At 39.9% G+C, this 18,293-nt stretch carries 19 protein-coding genes and 1 tRNA gene; 9 read left to right on the forward strand and 11 right to left on the reverse strand.

The features are described 5' to 3' along the window. Positions 1–4: 4 nt before the first annotated feature. Genes guaA through H8B06_RS19595 form a run of 3 tightly spaced genes read left to right on the forward strand, consistent with a single transcriptional unit; the run spans position 5 to position 3,990 of the window. Positions 5–1,555 (forward strand): glutamine-hydrolyzing GMP synthase, encoded by a 1,551-nt coding sequence (guaA, locus tag H8B06_RS19585; protein WP_190995890.1) that lies wholly within the window; start codon positions 5–7, stop codon positions 1,553–1,555. Next, the gene (locus tag H8B06_RS19590) at positions 1,512–2,795 is read left to right on the forward strand and encodes an ABC transporter substrate-binding protein (RefSeq protein WP_190995891.1); all 1,284 of its coding nucleotides are present in this window, start codon (positions 1,512–1,514) and stop codon (positions 2,793–2,795) included. The genes guaA and H8B06_RS19590 overlap by 44 nt, the downstream gene beginning before the upstream one ends. 1 nt (position 2,796) lies before the next feature. Then, positions 2,797–3,990 (forward strand): RsmB/NOP family class I SAM-dependent RNA methyltransferase, encoded by a 1,194-nt coding sequence (locus H8B06_RS19595; RefSeq protein WP_190995892.1) that lies wholly within the window; start codon positions 2,797–2,799, stop codon positions 3,988–3,990. Here the strand turns inward: H8B06_RS19595 and H8B06_RS19600 are convergent. After that, on the reverse strand, positions 3,968–4,435 hold the full coding sequence (locus H8B06_RS19600) for a universal stress protein (RefSeq protein ID WP_190995893.1): 468 nt from the start codon (positions 4,433–4,435) through the stop codon (positions 3,968–3,970). The genes H8B06_RS19595 and H8B06_RS19600 overlap by 23 nt on opposite strands. Before the next feature lie 83 nt (positions 4,436–4,518). On the opposite strand from H8B06_RS19600, the gene H8B06_RS19605 reads away from it, so the two are divergent. The 3 genes from H8B06_RS19605 to H8B06_RS19615 are packed head-to-tail and all read left to right on the forward strand — an operon-like array spanning position 4,519 to position 7,583. Beyond that, the gene (locus H8B06_RS19605) at positions 4,519–5,289 is read left to right on the forward strand and encodes a C40 family peptidase (protein ID WP_190995894.1); all 771 of its coding nucleotides are present in this window, start codon (positions 4,519–4,521) and stop codon (positions 5,287–5,289) included. A gap of 15 nt (positions 5,290–5,304) precedes the next feature. Next, on the forward strand, positions 5,305–6,285 hold the full coding sequence (locus H8B06_RS19610; protein ID WP_130140063.1) for a tetratricopeptide repeat protein: 981 nt from the start codon (positions 5,305–5,307) through the stop codon (positions 6,283–6,285). A gap of 11 nt (positions 6,286–6,296) precedes the next feature. After that, positions 6,297–7,583, forward strand: a complete 1,287-nt coding sequence (locus H8B06_RS19615; RefSeq protein ID WP_190995895.1) for an MFS transporter — start codon at positions 6,297–6,299, stop codon at positions 7,581–7,583. Here the strand turns inward: H8B06_RS19615 and H8B06_RS19620 are convergent. Together H8B06_RS19620 and ychF are read right to left on the reverse strand one after the other, a co-directional pair. Continuing rightward, positions 7,580–8,461, reverse strand: a complete 882-nt coding sequence (locus tag H8B06_RS19620; protein WP_190995896.1) for a DUF72 domain-containing protein — start codon at positions 8,459–8,461, stop codon at positions 7,580–7,582. The genes H8B06_RS19615 and H8B06_RS19620 overlap by 4 nt on opposite strands. Positions 8,462–8,533: 72 nt before the next feature. Beyond that, positions 8,534–9,634: a redox-regulated ATPase YchF gene (gene ychF, locus H8B06_RS19625; RefSeq protein WP_130140067.1), complete on the reverse strand. Its 1,101-nt coding sequence runs from the start codon at positions 9,632–9,634 to the stop codon at positions 8,534–8,536. Positions 9,635–9,901: 267 nt separating this feature from the next. Here ychF and H8B06_RS19630 point away from each other — a divergent pair, with 267 nt between their 5' ends. Beyond that, a complete protein-coding gene (locus H8B06_RS19630) occupies positions 9,902–10,900 on the forward strand; it encodes a polysaccharide deacetylase family protein (protein ID WP_223857805.1) in 999 nt (332 codons plus the stop codon). 5 nt (positions 10,901–10,905) lie between these two features. On the opposite strand, the gene H8B06_RS19635 is transcribed toward H8B06_RS19630, so the two are convergent. Next, the gene (locus tag H8B06_RS19635) at positions 10,906–11,859 is read right to left on the reverse strand and encodes an acetyl-CoA carboxylase carboxyltransferase subunit alpha (protein ID WP_190995897.1); all 954 of its coding nucleotides are present in this window, start codon (positions 11,857–11,859) and stop codon (positions 10,906–10,908) included. 164 nt (positions 11,860–12,023) lie between these two features. On the opposite strand from H8B06_RS19635, the gene H8B06_RS19640 reads away from it, so the two are divergent. Next, the gene (locus H8B06_RS19640; protein WP_223857806.1) at positions 12,024–12,899 is read left to right on the forward strand and encodes a mechanosensitive ion channel family protein; all 876 of its coding nucleotides are present in this window, start codon (positions 12,024–12,026) and stop codon (positions 12,897–12,899) included. Between the two features lies 1 nt (position 12,900). Here the strand turns inward: H8B06_RS19640 and coaA are convergent, their stop codons facing one another. From coaA to H8B06_RS19665, 5 genes are all read right to left on the reverse strand, one after another. Next, positions 12,901–13,842, reverse strand: a complete 942-nt coding sequence (gene coaA / locus H8B06_RS19645) for a type I pantothenate kinase (protein ID WP_190995898.1) — start codon at positions 13,840–13,842, stop codon at positions 12,901–12,903. Positions 13,843–13,910: 68 nt separating this feature from the next. Next, positions 13,911–14,312: an OsmC family protein gene (locus tag H8B06_RS19650; RefSeq protein WP_190995899.1), complete on the reverse strand. Its 402-nt coding sequence runs from the start codon at positions 14,310–14,312 to the stop codon at positions 13,911–13,913. 17 nt (positions 14,313–14,329) lie between these two features. Continuing rightward, entirely contained in the window at positions 14,330–14,698 is a 369-nt protein-coding gene (locus H8B06_RS19655; RefSeq protein ID WP_130140071.1) for a methylglyoxal synthase, read from the reverse strand. A gap of 59 nt (positions 14,699–14,757) precedes the next feature. Beyond that, a complete protein-coding gene (locus H8B06_RS19660) occupies positions 14,758–15,987 on the reverse strand; it encodes a nucleoside recognition domain-containing protein (protein WP_130140072.1) in 1,230 nt (409 codons plus the stop codon). A gap of 129 nt (positions 15,988–16,116) precedes the next feature. Next, entirely contained in the window at positions 16,117–17,166 is a 1,050-nt protein-coding gene (locus H8B06_RS19665) for a patatin-like phospholipase family protein (RefSeq protein WP_190995900.1), read from the reverse strand. Between the two features lie 109 nt (positions 17,167–17,275). Here H8B06_RS19665 and H8B06_RS19670 point away from each other — a divergent pair, with 109 nt between their 5' ends. Beyond that, entirely contained in the window at positions 17,276–17,776 is a 501-nt protein-coding gene (locus tag H8B06_RS19670; RefSeq protein WP_190995901.1) for a GNAT family N-acetyltransferase, read from the forward strand. 8 nt (positions 17,777–17,784) lie between these two features. On the opposite strand, the gene H8B06_RS19675 is transcribed toward H8B06_RS19670, so the two are convergent. Together H8B06_RS19675 and H8B06_RS19680 are read right to left on the reverse strand one after the other, a co-directional pair. Next, positions 17,785–18,078: a DUF202 domain-containing protein gene (locus H8B06_RS19675; protein ID WP_130140074.1), complete on the reverse strand. Its 294-nt coding sequence runs from the start codon at positions 18,076–18,078 to the stop codon at positions 17,785–17,787. Between the two features lie 98 nt (positions 18,079–18,176). Further along, positions 18,177–18,263 (reverse strand) — tRNA-Ser (locus tag H8B06_RS19680). Positions 18,264–18,293: the final 30 nt, after the last annotated feature.

Genomic DNA, 18,293 nt, shown 5'->3' on the forward strand with positions numbered 1-18,293 from the left:
CGCCATGTCCGAAAAAATTATCATTCTCGATTTTGGCTCACAATATACACAGCTTATAGCACGCCGTGTTCGAGAGCTTAACGTTTACTGTGAAATTCATCCTTATAATAACTTACCGGTATTTGATAATGAGGTGAAAGGCGTTATCTTTTCTGGTAGTCCGTATTCTGTTAGACAGGAGGATGCCCCCCAAATTGATTATGCCGATATCCAAAATCGTTTTCCGTTATTAGCTGTATGCTATGGCGCGCAGTATCTAGCACAGCAGTCGGGCGGAGAGGTATTACCATCCGAAATTAGGGAGTACGGTCGTGCGAACCTGCAATTTGTGAATCAGGAAAGCGTCTTATTGAAAGGTGTACCGGTGCAATCACAAGTATGGATGTCCCATGGCGACACCATTAAAGAAATTCCTTCCAATTGTAAGATTATTGCCAGTACGGACAAAGTACGGGTGGCGGCGTACGAAATAGAAGGTACACGTACGTATGGTATCCAGTTTCACCCGGAGGTGACACATAGTACCGACGGACAAGTATTGTTAAAGAATTTTGTGGTTGATATATGCGGTTGTTCACAAGACTGGACGCCAGATACCTTTGTGGAAACAACGGTAGCCGAATTAAAAGCACAACTGGGTGACGATCATGTGATCATGGCGTTGTCGGGAGGCGTAGACTCTACCGTAGCAGCCGTATTATTACACCAAGCTATTGGAAAGAATCTTCATTGTATTTTTGTGGATCATGGCTTACTTCGTAAAAATGAATACGAACAAGTGTTAGATTCATACAAAAATATGGGGCTAAATATAAAAGGAATCAATGCGAAAGAATTATTTTTTGGCCGTTTAGCGGGTGTTTCAGAACCCGAGCAAAAACGAAAAATAATAGGTGCGTCTTTTATTGATGTGTTCGATCAAGCGTCCAAGGATATTCAACATGAATTACCGGAAGGCGTGGAAGCAAAATGGCTAGGACAGGGGACAATCTATCCCGACGTCATTGAATCTATTTCTGTGAAAGGTCCATCGGCAACTATTAAATCGCACCATAATGTCGGTGGTTTACCGGATTTTATGAAATTGAAGGTGGTAGAGCCATTAAAAGCTTTGTTTAAAGACGAGGTACGCCGTGTAGGGAAAACATTGGAAGTGGATGCTAATATTTTAGGACGACATCCTTTCCCCGGCCCGGGACTTGCTATTCGGGTGCTGGGCGATATTACGGAAGAAAAGGTACGGATTTTGCAGGAAGCTGATGACATCTATATCCGTAACCTAAAAGACGCGGGATGGTATGATAAAGTATGGCAGGCAGGAACGATCTTTCTACCAGTCCAATCTGTAGGAGTGATGGGGGATGAGCGTACATATGAACACGTGGTCGCGTTACGCGCAGTGGGTTCATTAGACGGTATGACAGCCGATTGGATTCACTTGCCATACGATTTGTTAGCAAAAATTTCAAACGAAATCATCAATCATGTTAAAGGAATTAATAGAGTTGTCTATGATATCAGTTCAAAACCACCAGCTACGATCGAGTGGGAATAGACTATTTTTCGTATTAATCTTAGGTGTCTTTTTTTTTCTGGGAGCTTGTTCCCCTAAAACCAGGGTATTAAAGTCTCCAGATCATGGTGGAGGGAATGTAGGGGGAACTCTTCCAAAAGAAGAGAAACCGGAAATTACCGACAAGGAGGAAACAGCAGAGGATGCTCGTAGAGCAGAAGCAGCAAGAAATAGTGTCACACTAGTTCTACCTTTTCAATTGGATAAGATCGCTCCACATACATTATCAAAGGAAGATGTTAATCGCTCGGCTATTGCACTAGATTTTTACCAAGGTTTTCAATTGGGGCTAGACGAATTGGCTCAGAAAGGAAGATCTTTTTCACTGAATGTAGTTGATTCGCGCGATAACGAACTACATAACCAATCTATTGCAAGGTCAGAGGATGTTACCAATGCTGCGCTGATTGTGGGACCGGTATTCCCGAAAGAGATTACGACTTTTGGTACACATCGGTCAAATAAAAAGGTGTTGCAAGTAAACCCCTTGGCCGCTACAAAAGCACGAGACTTTAATCTGCCTAATTTGGTGTCGTTAACACCATCTATTGATGTACACACAAAAGCTATGGCTAAACGCGTAGCACATGATTATAAAACGGGTGATGTCGTTATTATTTATAATACATCAGATAATGATGGAAAGCAGTTTTTGAGTGGTTTTCTATCCGAGTTGAAAAGTGCGAATTCCTCCGTTCAGGTAAGATCCGTATCCTCTATACCTCAATTAAATGAACAGATTAGTTTAACCGGTACGAATTTGGTTGTAGCGGGTACAACGGACAGATTCCAATTGCGGTCTTTCGTGAGCAATTTGGAAATAAAATCTTCAGAGGAATTTTACACCTTTCGTGTATACGGCCATCCGTTATGGGACCGTATAGATTTTAGTATATATGAGCGTTTTGGTGATTTCCAACCTGTTATTACCACAGAGAGCCATATGAAAGCATGGACAAGGGCGGCCAAAGAGTTTAAAGATCAATACTATTCATTGTATGGTGTTAATCCTTCGGATTATTCTTATAAAGGATATGACGCCGCACGATATTTCGGAAATTTACTAGCGAAATATGGTGACGATTATCCAGCACATATCACAAAAGAGAAATTCGAGGGTTTATTTAGCACGTATACGTTTGATTATAACGAGGGATGGGGGTTTGTAAATAATGCTGTTTCGTTTAAGAATTATCAAGGCTCTTCGTTTCAATTGAAATAATATGGAAGCTAATCCACGTAGAGTTGAGCAGCAATTGCGAAATTTTCAGCGCGCCTTGGATGCTTATAATAATACGGAACCCTTTGCCCGGTTTCTTACCAAATTTTTTAAAGAAAATAAACAGATGGGATCATCCGATAGACGGATGATCTCTCGCTTATGTTATAATATATTCCGGCTAGGGCGTTCTCTACAAGATTTACCCACGGTTGACCGCCTTGTTATCGCTGAATTTTTATGTGAAACGCAGAGTGCCGTTGTAGAATGCTACAAACCGGATTGGATTTCCAATATTAGCGCTTCTATAGCGGAAAAGATATTTTTTTTAGATACGCAGGGATATGATGTGAGGAATCGCCTTTTTCCCTTCGCGTCTCGTTTGTCCCCCACCATAGATACCGAACAATTTGTATTAAGTCACTTGATACAGCCCGATTTATTCATTCGTGTGCCGAATAATAATAAAGTGGTTGTAGAACGGGAGCTTGTCGAACATGGAGTTGCCTTTGCACCTGTTTTTGGAAATGCTTACCGTTTAGAAAATGGGAGTAAACTGCAAAATATAAAGAAGATAGAGGGTTTATATGAAGTGCAGGATTTATCCTCCCAGCAAAGTCTCGAAGGTCTTTCTTTAACTCCGGGAGAAAAATGGTGGGATGCGTGTGCCGCTTCGGGCGGAAAATCACTTTTATTACTAGATCGTTGTCCACTTATTGACTTGCTAGTCTCCGACATACGGCGAAGTGTACTTCGCAATCTAGATGAGCGTTTTGATAAAGCAAAGATAAAGACGAATTATAGGAAGAAAGTGCTGGATTTAACGCAGGATATTGATCATTTGATGAACGGGGAGACTTTTGATGCCATATTGGTTGACGCACCTTGCTCCGGTTCTGGAACTTGGGGACGTACACCCGAGATGCTCAGCCAGTTTGACGAAGAACGGATACAGACTTTTGCTTCTCTTCAACGTCAAATCGTGGACACTGTCGTTCGGTATCTTAAACCACAAGGAATATTAGTGTACATTACCTGTTCCGTATTTGAAGCAGAAAATGAACAGCTTGTACGGTATCTGGAAGATAAACATGCATTGGTCGTGGAAGAAGGTGGTATTATAAAAGGATATAATAGAAAATCGGACAGCATGTTTGCCGTCCGACTGCGAAAACCTACTCACATTTACCGGGAATAACAAGTACCGGGCAATTTGCTTTTCGTATAACTGATTCGGATACGCTACCCGAGATAAAGTGTTCAAAACCTGTACGTCCATTAGATCCCATAACGATAAGATCCGCTGTCCATTCGGTAGCGGTACTGAGAATTTCGTCCCGAACATGGCCTACTTTGTTAAATAGAAAGACTTCCTGCGCCCCTTCAAAATGAGCGGCTATACTTTCCAAAAAACGTTGAGCGGATTCTTGCTGTATCTCCGAAACTTCTGGTACTATGATGGGTTGTTGTCCTAATAGCGGATCTGCTCCGTAGTTGGCAGGTGATGTCGGAGGGACGACAGTAACCAGTGCAATCGACGAACGGAACTCCCGAACCAAGTCTTTTGCGTAATCAATTGCCTTAACGGTACATGGTGTATCGTCCACGGCTAAAAGTATGCGATTGAATCTATGACTGCTCATCTTTTGTGGCTATATAAAAAGTGATATATTCGTAAATATAAAACAGCGTTGCTGTGGTATTTGTTTTTATAAAAACAACTCATATGAATATAGGTATCTGTAACTTATCGGCAATTCCCTTAAGAGCAACGAATAGCCACCGCAGCGAAATGGTGAATCAAGTACTTTTTGCAGAGCGATTTGAAATACTCCAGGAGGAAAAGGAATGGGTGTACATTCGTATGTTCGATATTGATTATGAAGGCTGGTTACAGCGCGGTCAGTTTGTATTCTTACCGGAAAATAATTTTATAGCTACCTCGGAAGACAATTTCCTAGTTGTTGATATCGCAGGAGCAACAGCTTTCGTTGACGATCAAAAAGTGCGTTTATTTCCAGGAACGAAGATTTCTGCGCAACTTTTGCAAAAGCAGTATTCGGATTTTCCATATCGGATTGAAGGAAATTTACGTAAACCAAATGTAATAGACTTTGAAGGAGAATTGCCCAAATTGATAGATTATTATTATAACAGTCCTTATCTGTGGGGTGGACGTATCCAGGCGGGCATCGATTGTTCGGGACTTAGCCAAACGATATATACTCACTTCGGAATACAGTTGCCACGTGACGCATACCAGCAAGCCGAAAAAGGTGAGGTGGTCGATTTCTTACCCGAAATTAAACCTGGAGATCTAGCTTTCTTTGATAATGAGGAACGTCGGATTACACATGTTGGCATTATGATCGATGCAGAAACGATTTTCCACGCTTCTACAAACGTACGTATAGATAAAATGGATTCCGAGGGTATCTTTAATAAAGAACAAAACCGCTATACCCATAAGCTTCGCATTGTGAAAAGATTCTGGTAATTACTATTTTTGGTCATGTCTTTAAAAAACAATAGATACTTTCTTCTGGCAAGTGCCCAGCTTTTTCCTTTAACTTTTTTAGAACCCATAGAGATCGCGGTAGAGGATCAGGCATTGGTTGCAGCTAGAGAAGCGTTCTTATCCTATAAAAGTGGGCAACTGAAAATCGCACTTGAACAATATACAAAAGCCATTCAACGATTTTCCGACCAACCCTTTTTCTATGCTTGCCGATCAATTCTAAATATGGCTTTGGGTGATGAAGAAGGTGCATTTTATGACTATCAGGTAGCCAAAGGGTTAGATTTTAATTATCAAGCTTTTTTGGAGTGGGTAGAAAATAGACCCTCGGAAGAGAGACCTTTAGAAAGGAATACCGAGCTGAAGCAGTTATTGTCTGATGCGTTGGAAACAACACAGCAATTTGATTACGAGCATACGCTAAAATTGTATGCATACGCCCATGGAAAATATCCGGAGGACGTGGATGTGCTCGTATATCGGGGCGCTTTACATATACGGTTATTGAGATATGATAGGGCCTTGACTGATTTGAATCAGGCAATAACCATGAATCCGACACATTTTCAAGCATATCTGTTTCGGGCTAAATTATTTAAAGCTATCCAAGAACACGAAAAAGCGAAAGAAGATTTTGATAAAGCCATAGAGATTCAGCCAGAAGCTGGCGTCATTTACGAAGAAAGAGGAGGCTTTTTAGTTGATTTAAAATACTACGAAGAGGCTTTGTTGGATTTTAATAAATTAGTAAGCTTGCTTCCCGAAGATTTTTATGTGTATGCATTGCGCGCGGATCTTTTTGAGAAAATGGAAAATTGGGAAGCTGCGCTGCACGATTACTCAAAAGCAATAGCGCTAAATCCTTATTATTCCGATCTATATGCTTATCGCGCCGACATGAAGGATCGACTAGGCGATACAATGGGTGCGGCCGAAGACCGCCGTATGTTTGAAGAATTGGAAAAGGAGGATTAACATATAAATTTATGCAGACAAAAATCAGTCTACCTTTTACAGGATACGAAAAATTTGTAATCTTTATCTTAGCGATCAGTCAGTTTACGGTTATCTTGGATTTTATGGTAATGTCGCCTTTGGGTGATTTGCTTATCAAATCTATAGATATGCATGCCTCATCTTTTGGTATCGTGGTATCCGCATATGCTTTCAGTGCGGGTGTTTCCGGACTTTTAACGGCTGGTTTTGCAGACAAGTATGATCGGAAGAAACTATTATTGTTTTTTTATACAGGCTTTATTATCGGTACGATCTGTTGTGGGATTGCCCATACATTTTACACGTTAGTAGCGGCAAGAATTATAACCGGCCTGTTCGGTGGGGTTATTGGCTCTATTTCCATGGCCATTATCACAGATCTGTTTGCATTGGAAAAAAGGGGACGGGTAATGGGTTTTGTTCAGATGGGATTTGGTGCCAGCCAGGTTTTAGGCATTCCAATCGGACTATATATAGCAAATAAAATGGGTTGGGAAGCGCCATTCTTATTTATAGCAGGATTGGCCGTACTCATTGCGATTGTTATCGTCTTGCGATTAAAACCAGTGGATGCTCATTTAGGGATGGAAGTACAGAAAAAAGCTATTAGTCATTTAGTACAAACGCTAAAGAAAAAACCGTATCGTATCGGCTTTTTAACAACCGCGGTGTTGTCTGTCGGTGGTTTTATGATGATGCCATACGGAACAGTGTTTGCCGTAAATAATCTGGGAATAAACAACGAACAATTACCTTTTTTATTTATGGCATCGGGTGTAAGTTCGCTTCTTATTATGCCATTTATTGGCAAAATGAGCGATAGGGTGAATAAATATAAATTATTTGCCATTGCGACGATTTGGTTGATGGTTGTTTGTGTTATTTATACGAACCTTTCTACAACTCCTTTTATGTGGGTATTGGTTATTAATATCTGCATGATGATGGGAATTATGAGCCGAATGGTGCCGTCGTCGGCGCTGATATCAGCCGTTCCAGATATGCAAGATCGTGGTGCATTTATGAGTATCAATGCATCGCTACAGCAAATAGCTGGAGGAATTGCAGCAACAATTGCGGGGCTTATCGTCTTTCAGCAAAATAAATTCAGTCCATTAGAACATTACGATATTGTCGGTTATACGGTTGTTGCCGTATCATTGGTTTCTATATTGCTCATGTATAGCGTAGATAAACTTGTTAAAACTAAGATGAGAAACATACCCTCATCTGTTTTAGATGAAGCAACGGGGTCATCGACTCAGGAACAGGCTTAAAACAACGTGTTTTCTTTGTTTGGTATACGGAGGTTTGAACCTATTTCCTTGTTGAGGTGTTCAATGAAATGTGTTGCTAGCAAAGGTGATTCCAACTCTATGTTTTGATGTATAAAAAAATATAATTGTTGCAAACCAGCTTCTTTCCATTTCTTGATGACCTTTACCCATTCAACCAACCGCTCATAGTCTGATGGATGATTAGCACCAACATAGCGTATAAACGCTGTCGGAGTGGTTAAACGCATATGCACCATATCACGGCGTCCAGCGGTATCGACGAGTACGTTGGTCGTATGCGTATCTTCGAATAACTTGTATAAGTTCTCACTGATATTTTTGTCTGAGAACCACTCTTGATTACGGACTTCTACAGCCAATGGATAACCTTTCGGAAAGCTATGTAAGAATTTTTCCAGTCTGTCAAAATCCTTTGGTTTATAATTATCGTGCATCTGTAAGAATGCCATACCCAGTTTCTCTTCAAATAATACAGTGGCATCTACGAAATCCTTTATTTTTTCATCGGTGTTGAGGAGTCTGGAATAATGACTAACCGATTGTGGGATTTTGGGGAAGAACTTAAAATCATCAGGTGTTTTGTCTTTCCAGGTTTTCACCTGTTCTTTGGAAGGAGAATTGTAAAATGTTGCATTTAACTCAATGGAATTAAACTGTCTGGAATAGTATAACAATTCATCTTTAGTCCCCCGAGGGTAGAACCCCTTTAAATCTGCTTTGTTCCATTTTGCACAGCCTACAGCTATTTCTAGTGGTTTCTTTTGTAGATGTGCCTCCAGCAACTGGAATGTCTCCGACGGAGTAGGAGGAAGCGAAAAATCAATTTCTTCCGGATTACTTACTTGTCCAAATTTCATACTCGAAGATAAAAAAAAAATAAAAAACGCCCAACAATAGTCGGGCGTTCATTTTATAATGAGTTTGGTTTATTATACATTAAATCTAAAGTGCATAATGTCGCCATCTTCAACGATATAGGTCTTTCCTTCTACACTAAGCTTACCTGCCTCTTTAACCGCACTCTCTGAACCATATTGAATGAAATCGTCATATTTGATAACCTCGGCACGGATGAAGCCTTTTTCGAAATCCGTGTGGATAACCCCCGCAGCCTGAGGTGCCGTAAAACCTTTCTCGATCGTCCAGGCGCGTACTTCTTGAACACCAGCGGTAAAATAAGTAGCAAGATCCAATAGAGAATAAGCTGCCCGAATTAATTTATATACGCCAGACTCGTCCAATCCTAGATCGTCTAGGAACATTTTACGCTCTTCATACGATTCAAGTTGGGCAATTTCGGACTCAATTTGTGCGGAGATGACGAGTACTTCTGCATTCTCATCTTTGACAGCTTCTTTCACACGGTCTACATAGGCGTTTCCTGTTGTTACCGAAGCTTCGTCTACGTTGCATACATATAAAACAGGCTTTATCGTCAACAGGGCAAGATCACTGATAAACTCAAAATCCTCCGGTTGGATAGGAGCCGTTCGGGCGGATTTACCAGCTTCGAGGTGTTCTTTGACAACAGACAGGATTTCATATGTTCTCTTTGCGTCTTTATCACCGCCTGTTTTTGCCATTTTTTCTACTTTCTGGACACGTTTTACAACGGTATCCAAATCTTTCAGCTGCAATTCCGTATCAATGATTTCTTTATCGCGAATGGGATCCACAGAACCATCTACGTGTATAACATTACCGTCGTCGAAACAACGCAATACGTGAATAATAGCATTGGTTGTGCGTATATTTCCTAAAAATTGATTTCCTAAGCCTTCGCCTTTTGAGGCTCCCTTTACTAAACCCGCTATATCAACGATTTCAATGGTATTGGGAACGACGCGTTGTGGTTTGACAATTTCTGCCAATTTATTTAATCTATCGTCAGGTACGGTAATAACACCGACATTAGGTTCTATGGTGCAAAAAGGAAAATTTGCCGCCTGTGCTTTTGCATTGGACAGGCAGTTGAATAATGTTGATTTACCTACATTTGGTAAACCTACTATACCACATTGTAAAGCCATGAAAATTTCAATTTTTTGAATCGCACAAAGATAGCGAAAATCAACTATTTTTTGTCTGTTATTTTTGTTTCATTCAACGGATATACGGCATTGTCAAGGGACATTATAAATTCTTCCTCATCCAGCATGAAATAAATTGTGTATATTAACGCTGGGTGTGGGGAATGGATATCTCTGGAAGCTACCTAATTTGAAATATATCCTTTTTTAAGTTTAATCAATAAAAATTTTTTAATTTCGAATCAAATTTATAATTGGAAATAGCGTATGGTGAAGGCGATAAAACCCATCCTAAGTTTGGGGGCTGTCATAGGTGCAGCAATATCGTTTGTGGGATGTCAGGGGAGCATGAACACAAAAGCAGCAAGTTCATTAACAGATACGGTAGTGGTTGATAGCTCTTTCGTGATAGACAGCACGTCGGTCGTGAAAGATACGGCTGTACAGAAAGAGAAAGGATATTTAACCGAACGATGGCGAAATCCTGTTCAGGTTCCGGTAGTGGATACGTTGAACCCTATCAGCAAAGATTCGCTGGCAAGATTTGTAAGACTGGAGCGTCGCCGTGTTCGGGACTCCGTAACGCAAGAATTAGATAAACTTCCTAAACATGTTTATTTTACCTTTGATGATGGTCCCTTGATAGGGAGTTCGGCAATTGATTCTATTTCAAAAGCAAAAAATATTAAAATTAACGCATTTTTAGTCGGTAGGCATGCCAATATGTCGAAACGACTGAAGAAAGATCTTCAGCGGTATAAGGATAACACTTTGGTAGAATGCTATAATCATAGCTATACCCATGCCGGCAATAGATTTAATACCTTTTATAGCAATCCAGTTAGTGCGTATGAAGATTTTGAGAAAAATGAATTGGATTTGGAATTGAAGCATAAAATAGTGCGTTTGCCGGGGCGTAATATCTGGATTTATGATGACATAAGGCGGATAGATCTAAAAAGTGGTGCCAGTACAGCGGATATGTTGTATACGAACGGATACAAGATTTATGGATGGGATGTGGAATGGAGAATTCATAGTGCTTCGGGTAAACCTGTACAATCCGTTGAGGAAATATATACACGTATTCGGAATTATATGAATAACAAGTCGTCTATGGAGCCGAATAATGTTGTGTTGCTGATGCACGATGATATGTTCCAGAGCAAAAAAGGACAGCAATTGCTGTCCTCGTTGATCGATACTATTCAAACCACAACGGATTATAAGTTTGAATTTATAAGCGATTATCCGTTTCGGTACTAATTGTTTTATTCTACAACAACCCCCATTTTACTAAACTTATCGATGCGCTCCGCCACAAGGCTATCGGCATCTTTTCGCGTTAGTTCAGTAAGGTCGCTTAATATCTTTGCTTTTAGGTTTTCAGCTGCCAAGGCTGGATCTTGATGTGCGCCACCCATAGGCTCACCAATGATACCGTCAATTAATCCATTTTTCAGCATATCTTCTGCTGTCAGTTTAAGGGATTCTGCTGCTTTTTCTTTCTGATCCCAACTCCTGTAGAGAATAGAAGAACAAGACTCTGGCGAGATAACCGAATACCAGGTGTTTTGCATCATGTAAACACGATCTCCCACGCCAATTCCTAGTGCACCACCAGAAGCACCTTCTCCAATAACAATACAGATAACAGGTACTTTAAGCACAGACATTTCCAAGAGATTGCGAGCGATAGCTTCGCCTTGTCCACGTTCCTCTGCTTCCAGGCCAGGATAAGCCCCCATGGTATCGATTAATGTTACTACCGGTTTATTAAATTTCTCTGCCATCTTCATCAATCGAAGTGCTTTTCGATATCCTTCAGGGTTGGCCATTCCAAAATTTCGGTATTGACGTTCTTTAGTGTTTTTTCCTTTTTGGTGTCCAATTACCATCACGGATTGGCCGTTAATAGAAGCAAATCCACCAATAATAGCTTTGTCGTCCCGTACCGTACGGTCGCCATGGAGTTCGATAAATTCATCGCAGATCATCTCAATGTAATCGAAAGTCTGCGGACGGTCTGGATGACGGGACATCTGAACCTTTTGCCAGCCGGTCAGGTTGGCATAAATATCTTGTTTGGTGTGTTCGAGCTTTTCCGCTAGTTCATTAACAGTAGCACTCATATCTACCTTGGTCTTTTCCTGCACTTGTAAGACCTTTTCTATTTGGGTTTGCAAGTCTGCAATAGGCTTTTCAAAATCAAATGTTGTTTGCATAATTATATGTGTCTAGCGCATTTCAGCTCGCTAAGTTAGCTTATTTTATGCTTTTTCAGAAATAAGAACGAAAAAAGCTATACTTCCTAATAAACCAGCACTCTTTTTGCCGAGACACAATTGTATTGGAATATCAGTGGAAAAGTGATAATTTAGGACATTTTATGATCATGACAGAAGAAAAGAAAGATACCAATCCCATACCATTTTTAGTGAAGCTGGTTTTATGGATTTTATTATATGCCTCGTTTTGGTATTCCGGCGATTTTTATGAGCAACATCCTCGGCTGAATAAAGTGTCCGATGGACTTAATCTGTTTTTGACAGCCAGCATATTGTTTTCTATAGGTCGGTATATCATTATAACCATATATAATAAGAGGCATGAAAAGCGCATAGTACGTGGTAATTTCGTGTTGGGTATTAATCGGCTTACGGTAGTACTCAACACATCTGTAGCGTTGATCAGTTTTATGATTGCTTTTGGTATAGACCCGCGAGAGTTTGTTACTAGCTTAACCATTGTGGCAATGGCAATAGCGGTTACATTTCGGGAATATATTACCAACTTGATATCGGGATTGTTTATTATGTTTTCGGATCAGCTGTCGGTAGGCGATAGGGTAAAGGTTGGCGAACATAAAGGGCGTATTGTCGATATCAATTTTTCTAGTCTGATTATACAAAATGAAGATGACGATATGGTCATGGTACCTAACAACATGGTTTTTACGTCTCCGATAATCAACTTGTCTGCACATCGCTCGACGCTTTTTTTGGTGAAATTTGAATTGCCGCTACAGGCTGCAGTGGAAGTGGATAAGTTGGAAAAAAGCATACAAGCGCTTCTGGCAAATCATCCTTATCTAACCGGAGAAGATGATTTACAGCTTAAAGTCGTTGAAATAGGGAAAGATTATGCTAAATACAAGATGGAAATGCATGCAAAAAGCAGTAGTAACAAAGTACATAAACAAGTAGAAAATGAAGTGTTTAAAGAGGTTCTGAAGTTTAAGAGGGACTATGATGTAGAGGCTTAAGCTATATTTTACGAACCTTTATTTGTTTAACAAAATGATGAGATCCTTTTTCCAGAATTAAATCCGCGCGGTAGCGGGTAGGTAATATGTTCTTATGCAGGTTTGGGAGGTTAATGGTATTCCAGATAGTTGTAGCCATGGCAATACTTTCTTCTTTATCTAGATTGGCATAACGATGAAAATAGGAGGCCGGATTTTGGAAAGATGTTGCACGTAAAGATTCAAATCTATTAATATACCAATTTATTAAATCCTTCTCATCGGCATCGACATAAATAGAATAATCAAAATAATCTGAAACGAAAACGCTGTTTCCAGTAGATGAGTTAACCTGCAATACATTTATCCCTTCCACAATAAGTATATCCGGTTGTGCTATGATTTGGCTTTCGTGCGGAATGACATCGTATTCCAAATGTGAATAAACAGGTACTTCAAACTGGGGAAGCCCAGATTTCATCGATGCAAGAAAACTCAGTAATAGTTTGGTGTCGTAACTCTCCGGAAAGCCTTTACGTATATTCCGTTCTGCTAAAATTTTGTTAGGGTACAGAAAACCGTCTGTTGTTACCAGCTCCACTTTGGGTTTGTTTGGAAGCATGGAGAGCACTTTCTGTAGCACACGTGCGGTTGTACTTTTTCCTGCAGCTACAGATCCAGCTATCCCTATGATAAAAGGAAGGCTATTCGTAGCCTTGTTTAGAAAATTATTTACAGCAGCATGCTGGTCTTTTGTACGCTTAATCAAAATACCCAACAAGTGTGCTAACGGGAAATATATTTCTTCAATTTCGGTAACAGTGAGGGGTTCATTTAAAGCCCGTAAATTTTTCACATCCTCCCCCGCAAGGTGATGTGAAAAATGGCCGTTTAAATTTTTCCATTCCGTCCTGTCAAATAACTGAAATGGTGTATCAACCTCGCTGTTGTTAGTTGAAGACATTTATTTAAATTTTGAATGTCGGCAAACATAGATAAAATGCTTCGCATTCACGAATACATTATAAAAAATTATATTAAATTGCTTTGTATGACAATAGGATTACTTAATATTTTATGTATCGGACATTTGTCGGCAATTTTCAACAGGCGCTGTCTTTGCGTTTCATCGAGATTGCCATCCAGACGGATATGACACTTGATAAAATTAGTTTCCTGTAACTCACCCTTCTGTTTACTGACGGATAAGGAAATTTCGATAGCATCTACATCCCATTTTTTTCGATCGGCATACATACGCATCGTAATCGCTTTACAGCTACCGAGGGATGATAACAGGAGTTCCCCTGGTGCCGGTCCTAAATCCTGACCGCCCAAGTCTTTTGGTTCATCGGCAATAAGCACGTGGGGCTGTATATGAATTTCTGTTTTGTATGGATCTTTTCCAATTTTTGTAATAACGCTTTTAGTCATATGTCCCCGCTGATTGTTTAGGTAAATAATCCTTCAATAATTAGGCTTCCGGTTGCTGGATTTGTAGCTAATGGTACATTATATAAATCAGATATCCGCATCAACATTTGAATATCAGGTTCATGAACGTGTTTACCTAATGGATCCCGGAAGAATATGATTCCGTCGACTTTGCCTTCCGCCGTTAGTGCAGCGATCTGTGCATCACCTCCTTTAGGACCACTTAGTTTGAGCTCCACTTCTAACCCCGTTTTTGCTATGTAGGATCCAGTAGTACCTGTCGCAATGATGTGCGCTTCCTGAAGAAATTCAATATGGTCTTTTACAAATGCCACCATGTCTGCTTTCTTTCCGTCGTGTGCAATTAATGCAATTGTTTTCTTCATCTATTTAAATTTTGTTTTAGTGTTTTCTTTAGCACTTTAAGATAGTTAAAAATATTGGGCTATCCAAAGAAAATATAAGCTACAATAATAGCGGCGATAATACCAACAAGTTCCGCTAAAAGCGCACAAGGTAATGCATGTCGTGTCTTTTTGATCGCTACCGATCCAAAATAAACAGCCAACACGTAAAATGTAGTTTCGGTAGAACCCTGTATTACACACGCCACACGGGCAGCAAAATCATCAGCACCTTTTGTTGCCATCAGTTCTACCATCAGTCCCCGCGCACCCGAACCACTCAATGGTTTCATGAATGCGACGGGCAATGCTTCTACAAAAGAAGTGTCTATTCCTACTAATGCGATGAGCGAAGAGATGCCCTGTACCAAATAATCCATCGTGCCAGAAGCTCGAAACACCGCTATACCCACTAAAATGGCTACCAGATAGGGGATAATTTTCACGGCCACTTCGAATCCCTCTTTTGCGCCTTCGATAAAGGCATCATATACGTTGATACGTTTAAATAAAGCTAGGGCAATGAATGAAACAAAGATGCTAAATAAAACGAGATTACCGAATACGCGGGATATCACATCAATTTCCGCAGGTGCTAATGTGCTGAAATAATATAATGCACTGCCTACCAAAACAAGCAATCCACCCAAATAGAGGATAATCGTTTTATGAAAGAGGTTAATTTTTTGGTAAATGGCAACCATAACAAGTGCGGCTAGTGTCGAAAAGAAAGTCGCAATAAGAATAGGTAAAAAGATGTCGGAGGGTTGTGCAGCGCCGGCTTCTTGTCTATAGGCCATAATAGAAATAGGTAGCAACGTTAGACTTGATGCATTTAATACAATAAACATAATCTGCGCGTTGCTGGCGGTATCTTTCTGGGGATTAAGTTCCTGTAGTTCCTTCATTGCTTTTAATCCTAATGGCGTAGCGGCATTGTCCAGACCTAAAGCATTGGCCGAAAAATTCATCAGTATGGAACCCAATGCGGGATGGTTTTTAGGAATTTCGGGAAAAAGCCGGTTAAAAAAAGGCCCGACGGCTTTAGCAAAGATATTAATCATACCTCCTTTTTCTCCTATTTTCATAATCCCTAGTGCAAACGTCATCATACCGATTAAACCGAGAGATATGGTGGCACCATTAGCTGCGCTTTCAAAGAGAGAATTCACAATATTTTGGAAAACCTCGGTATCGCCGCCAATAAGCTTAACGATAGCAACTAGAAATGTTATTAAGAAAAAAGAGACCCAAATGTAATTTAGTGCCATACGTGTTTTTTTGCTGCGTAAACCTAAATAAATTCATTTTTATATGCAATTTAATTGCGCATAATATAAAATGAATTTATTTCGTTCTCCTCTGCCATCAATGGCTATTTTTATAGAGGAAATTAGGACTTAATTTTTTAAAAAATTCCATACGGATCGATCCGAGTTATTTTTTTTGTCCTGTATGATTTCAGCGACTATTTGATTCATCCGTTCTTCATGTTCACTGATTAATTTATCCCCTAACGAGATCAGTTTTTGGATATTAGACGGAGAAGCAGAATCCATGGATGGGTTGACAGAGGAGAGACTACTAGGTTCTATACGGATATAATTACTCGATTTGTTAACAGACCGGAACAATTGTTTTAAGTAATAGTCTGTACTTTCCGCAGAGCTACTGCTCATGATATCGACTAATGCAGGTCCGATGGAGATAGCCCACTTCTTTTTGAAATCTTCGTAATTATACGATATTTTTGACAAGCCGGTTCCCAAAGAAAGAATCCAAATATCATTTATTTTATACGTATTATAGCTTTTAATGACCTCTAAAAGAGCGGATAGGGAAGGGTTGTGGGCAAAGACACCGCCATCAACTAAGGGATAGCGCGTTTCAGCGAGAGAAAATATCTCTGCCACCGAGAAATACGTAGGCGCAGCGGACGTCGCACGACAGGCATCTCGTATGTAAAAGTCGCGCGAGTCACCATGCGAGATGGCCTTTTGTTGTCGGAAAAGATGATTTTTACGTAATTCAATATTATATGCAGTGATAATGCAAGGCTTGAGCAGTTCACTAAGCCTTTTATCTCCAAAATAACTTTTCAAAACATTTTCCAATATCGTCTCATCGTAAAGTTCGCTTAACAAACCGAATTTGCTCAGAAAACGACGCCAAGTTGAAGCAGAAAATATTTCTGTACCGTGGTCTACATAAATATCCAGTGCATCCTTCGCGGTATACTTTTGTTTTTTCTGATCGCTATCATCCGGGCATAATAATATAGATAAAAGGATTCCGCCGGTGCTTGTACCTGCAAAAAAATCAAAATAGTCGGTTAAATGCGCTTTGGGATTATTAGTTGCCTGTTGTATTTTTTCTTCTAACGCTACCAAAAACATTCCTGGAATGATACCTCGGATACCGCCGCCGTCTATTGAAAGTACTCTCTTCATACGCTCATTCGGTTTATCTTTTAAATCTAGGTAAAAAAGGTCAAACCGGCGAATTTTTTATATCTTGCCCTATTAAATATAAATCAAGAAACGAGTGCTGAAGCAACAAATGGCTATAAAATTTCGGTTAGAAAAACTAATTCCTGCTGATTTTCCGATATATTTCGATTTGGTTGGTAATGAAGAGGTAATGGCGATGATTACAGAGCGGGCTATTCCGCTAGAAGAAGCAAAATCGGATTACGAGAAGCGGATGTTGGAAAATCAGTTTCATAGTGATTTTGGACATTTTAAAATCATGGAGGAAAAATCCGATAATTTTATAGGGGTTGGAAAATTGGAAATAGAGGCACCCGATAGTAATAAGGCCGAGTTGGGATATATGCTTCTACCTAAATATTGGGGAAAGGGGATTGCAAGTGAGGTTGCCTATCAGCTAATCGGAGCAGCGAGGAAACATGTCTTTATTAAAAAGTTGTTTGCCATCATAGACCCCAAAAATATCCCATCTAGAAAAATCCTAGTTAACAATGGTTTTGTTTCTAAGGAATTTACGGATTTTGATGGTTTACCGGGAGAGGTTTTGGAATTGGTAATTCCGCGAAATTAAACGAACTATTATTTTTTGTTCAGATACTCTATCTTGTAATCACCGATATGATTGTTGCTCTCCGCAATTTTCTTTTTGTGGGTAAAGTAGTTAAATAATCCGATAGCAATCAAGATGGCCGAAATACCGATAAATATATTTTCAATAATTCGTCCGTATTCTACCGTAGTCAAATTATTTATACTTATGCCCGCAACCAAAAAATACATGGAAGTGCGTATAAAAGCCAATAAAGTGGATTGATTGGCTAGAATTGTTCGTTGCAAAGCTAATTTTTCCCGTAAAATCAAATCCTTATTCATCTTATCTGCTGTAACTTCCTTCGGATCGAACCCTGCAGATTCTAATCCCTAAACGCTATAAAAGTAAAAGTCCATCTTTTGGATGAACTTTTACCTTGCGGAGAGAGCGGGATTCGAACCCGCGGTACCGTTTCCAGTACGACAGTTTAGCAAACTGTTCCTTTCGGCCACTCAGGCACCTCTCCTTTATTTGAGTAGTGCAAACATAACGCAAA

Origin of the sequence: Sphingobacterium micropteri (assembly GCF_014692515.1) — a bacterium.
Lineage (GTDB): Bacteria > Bacteroidota > Bacteroidia > Sphingobacteriales > Sphingobacteriaceae > Sphingobacterium > Sphingobacterium micropteri.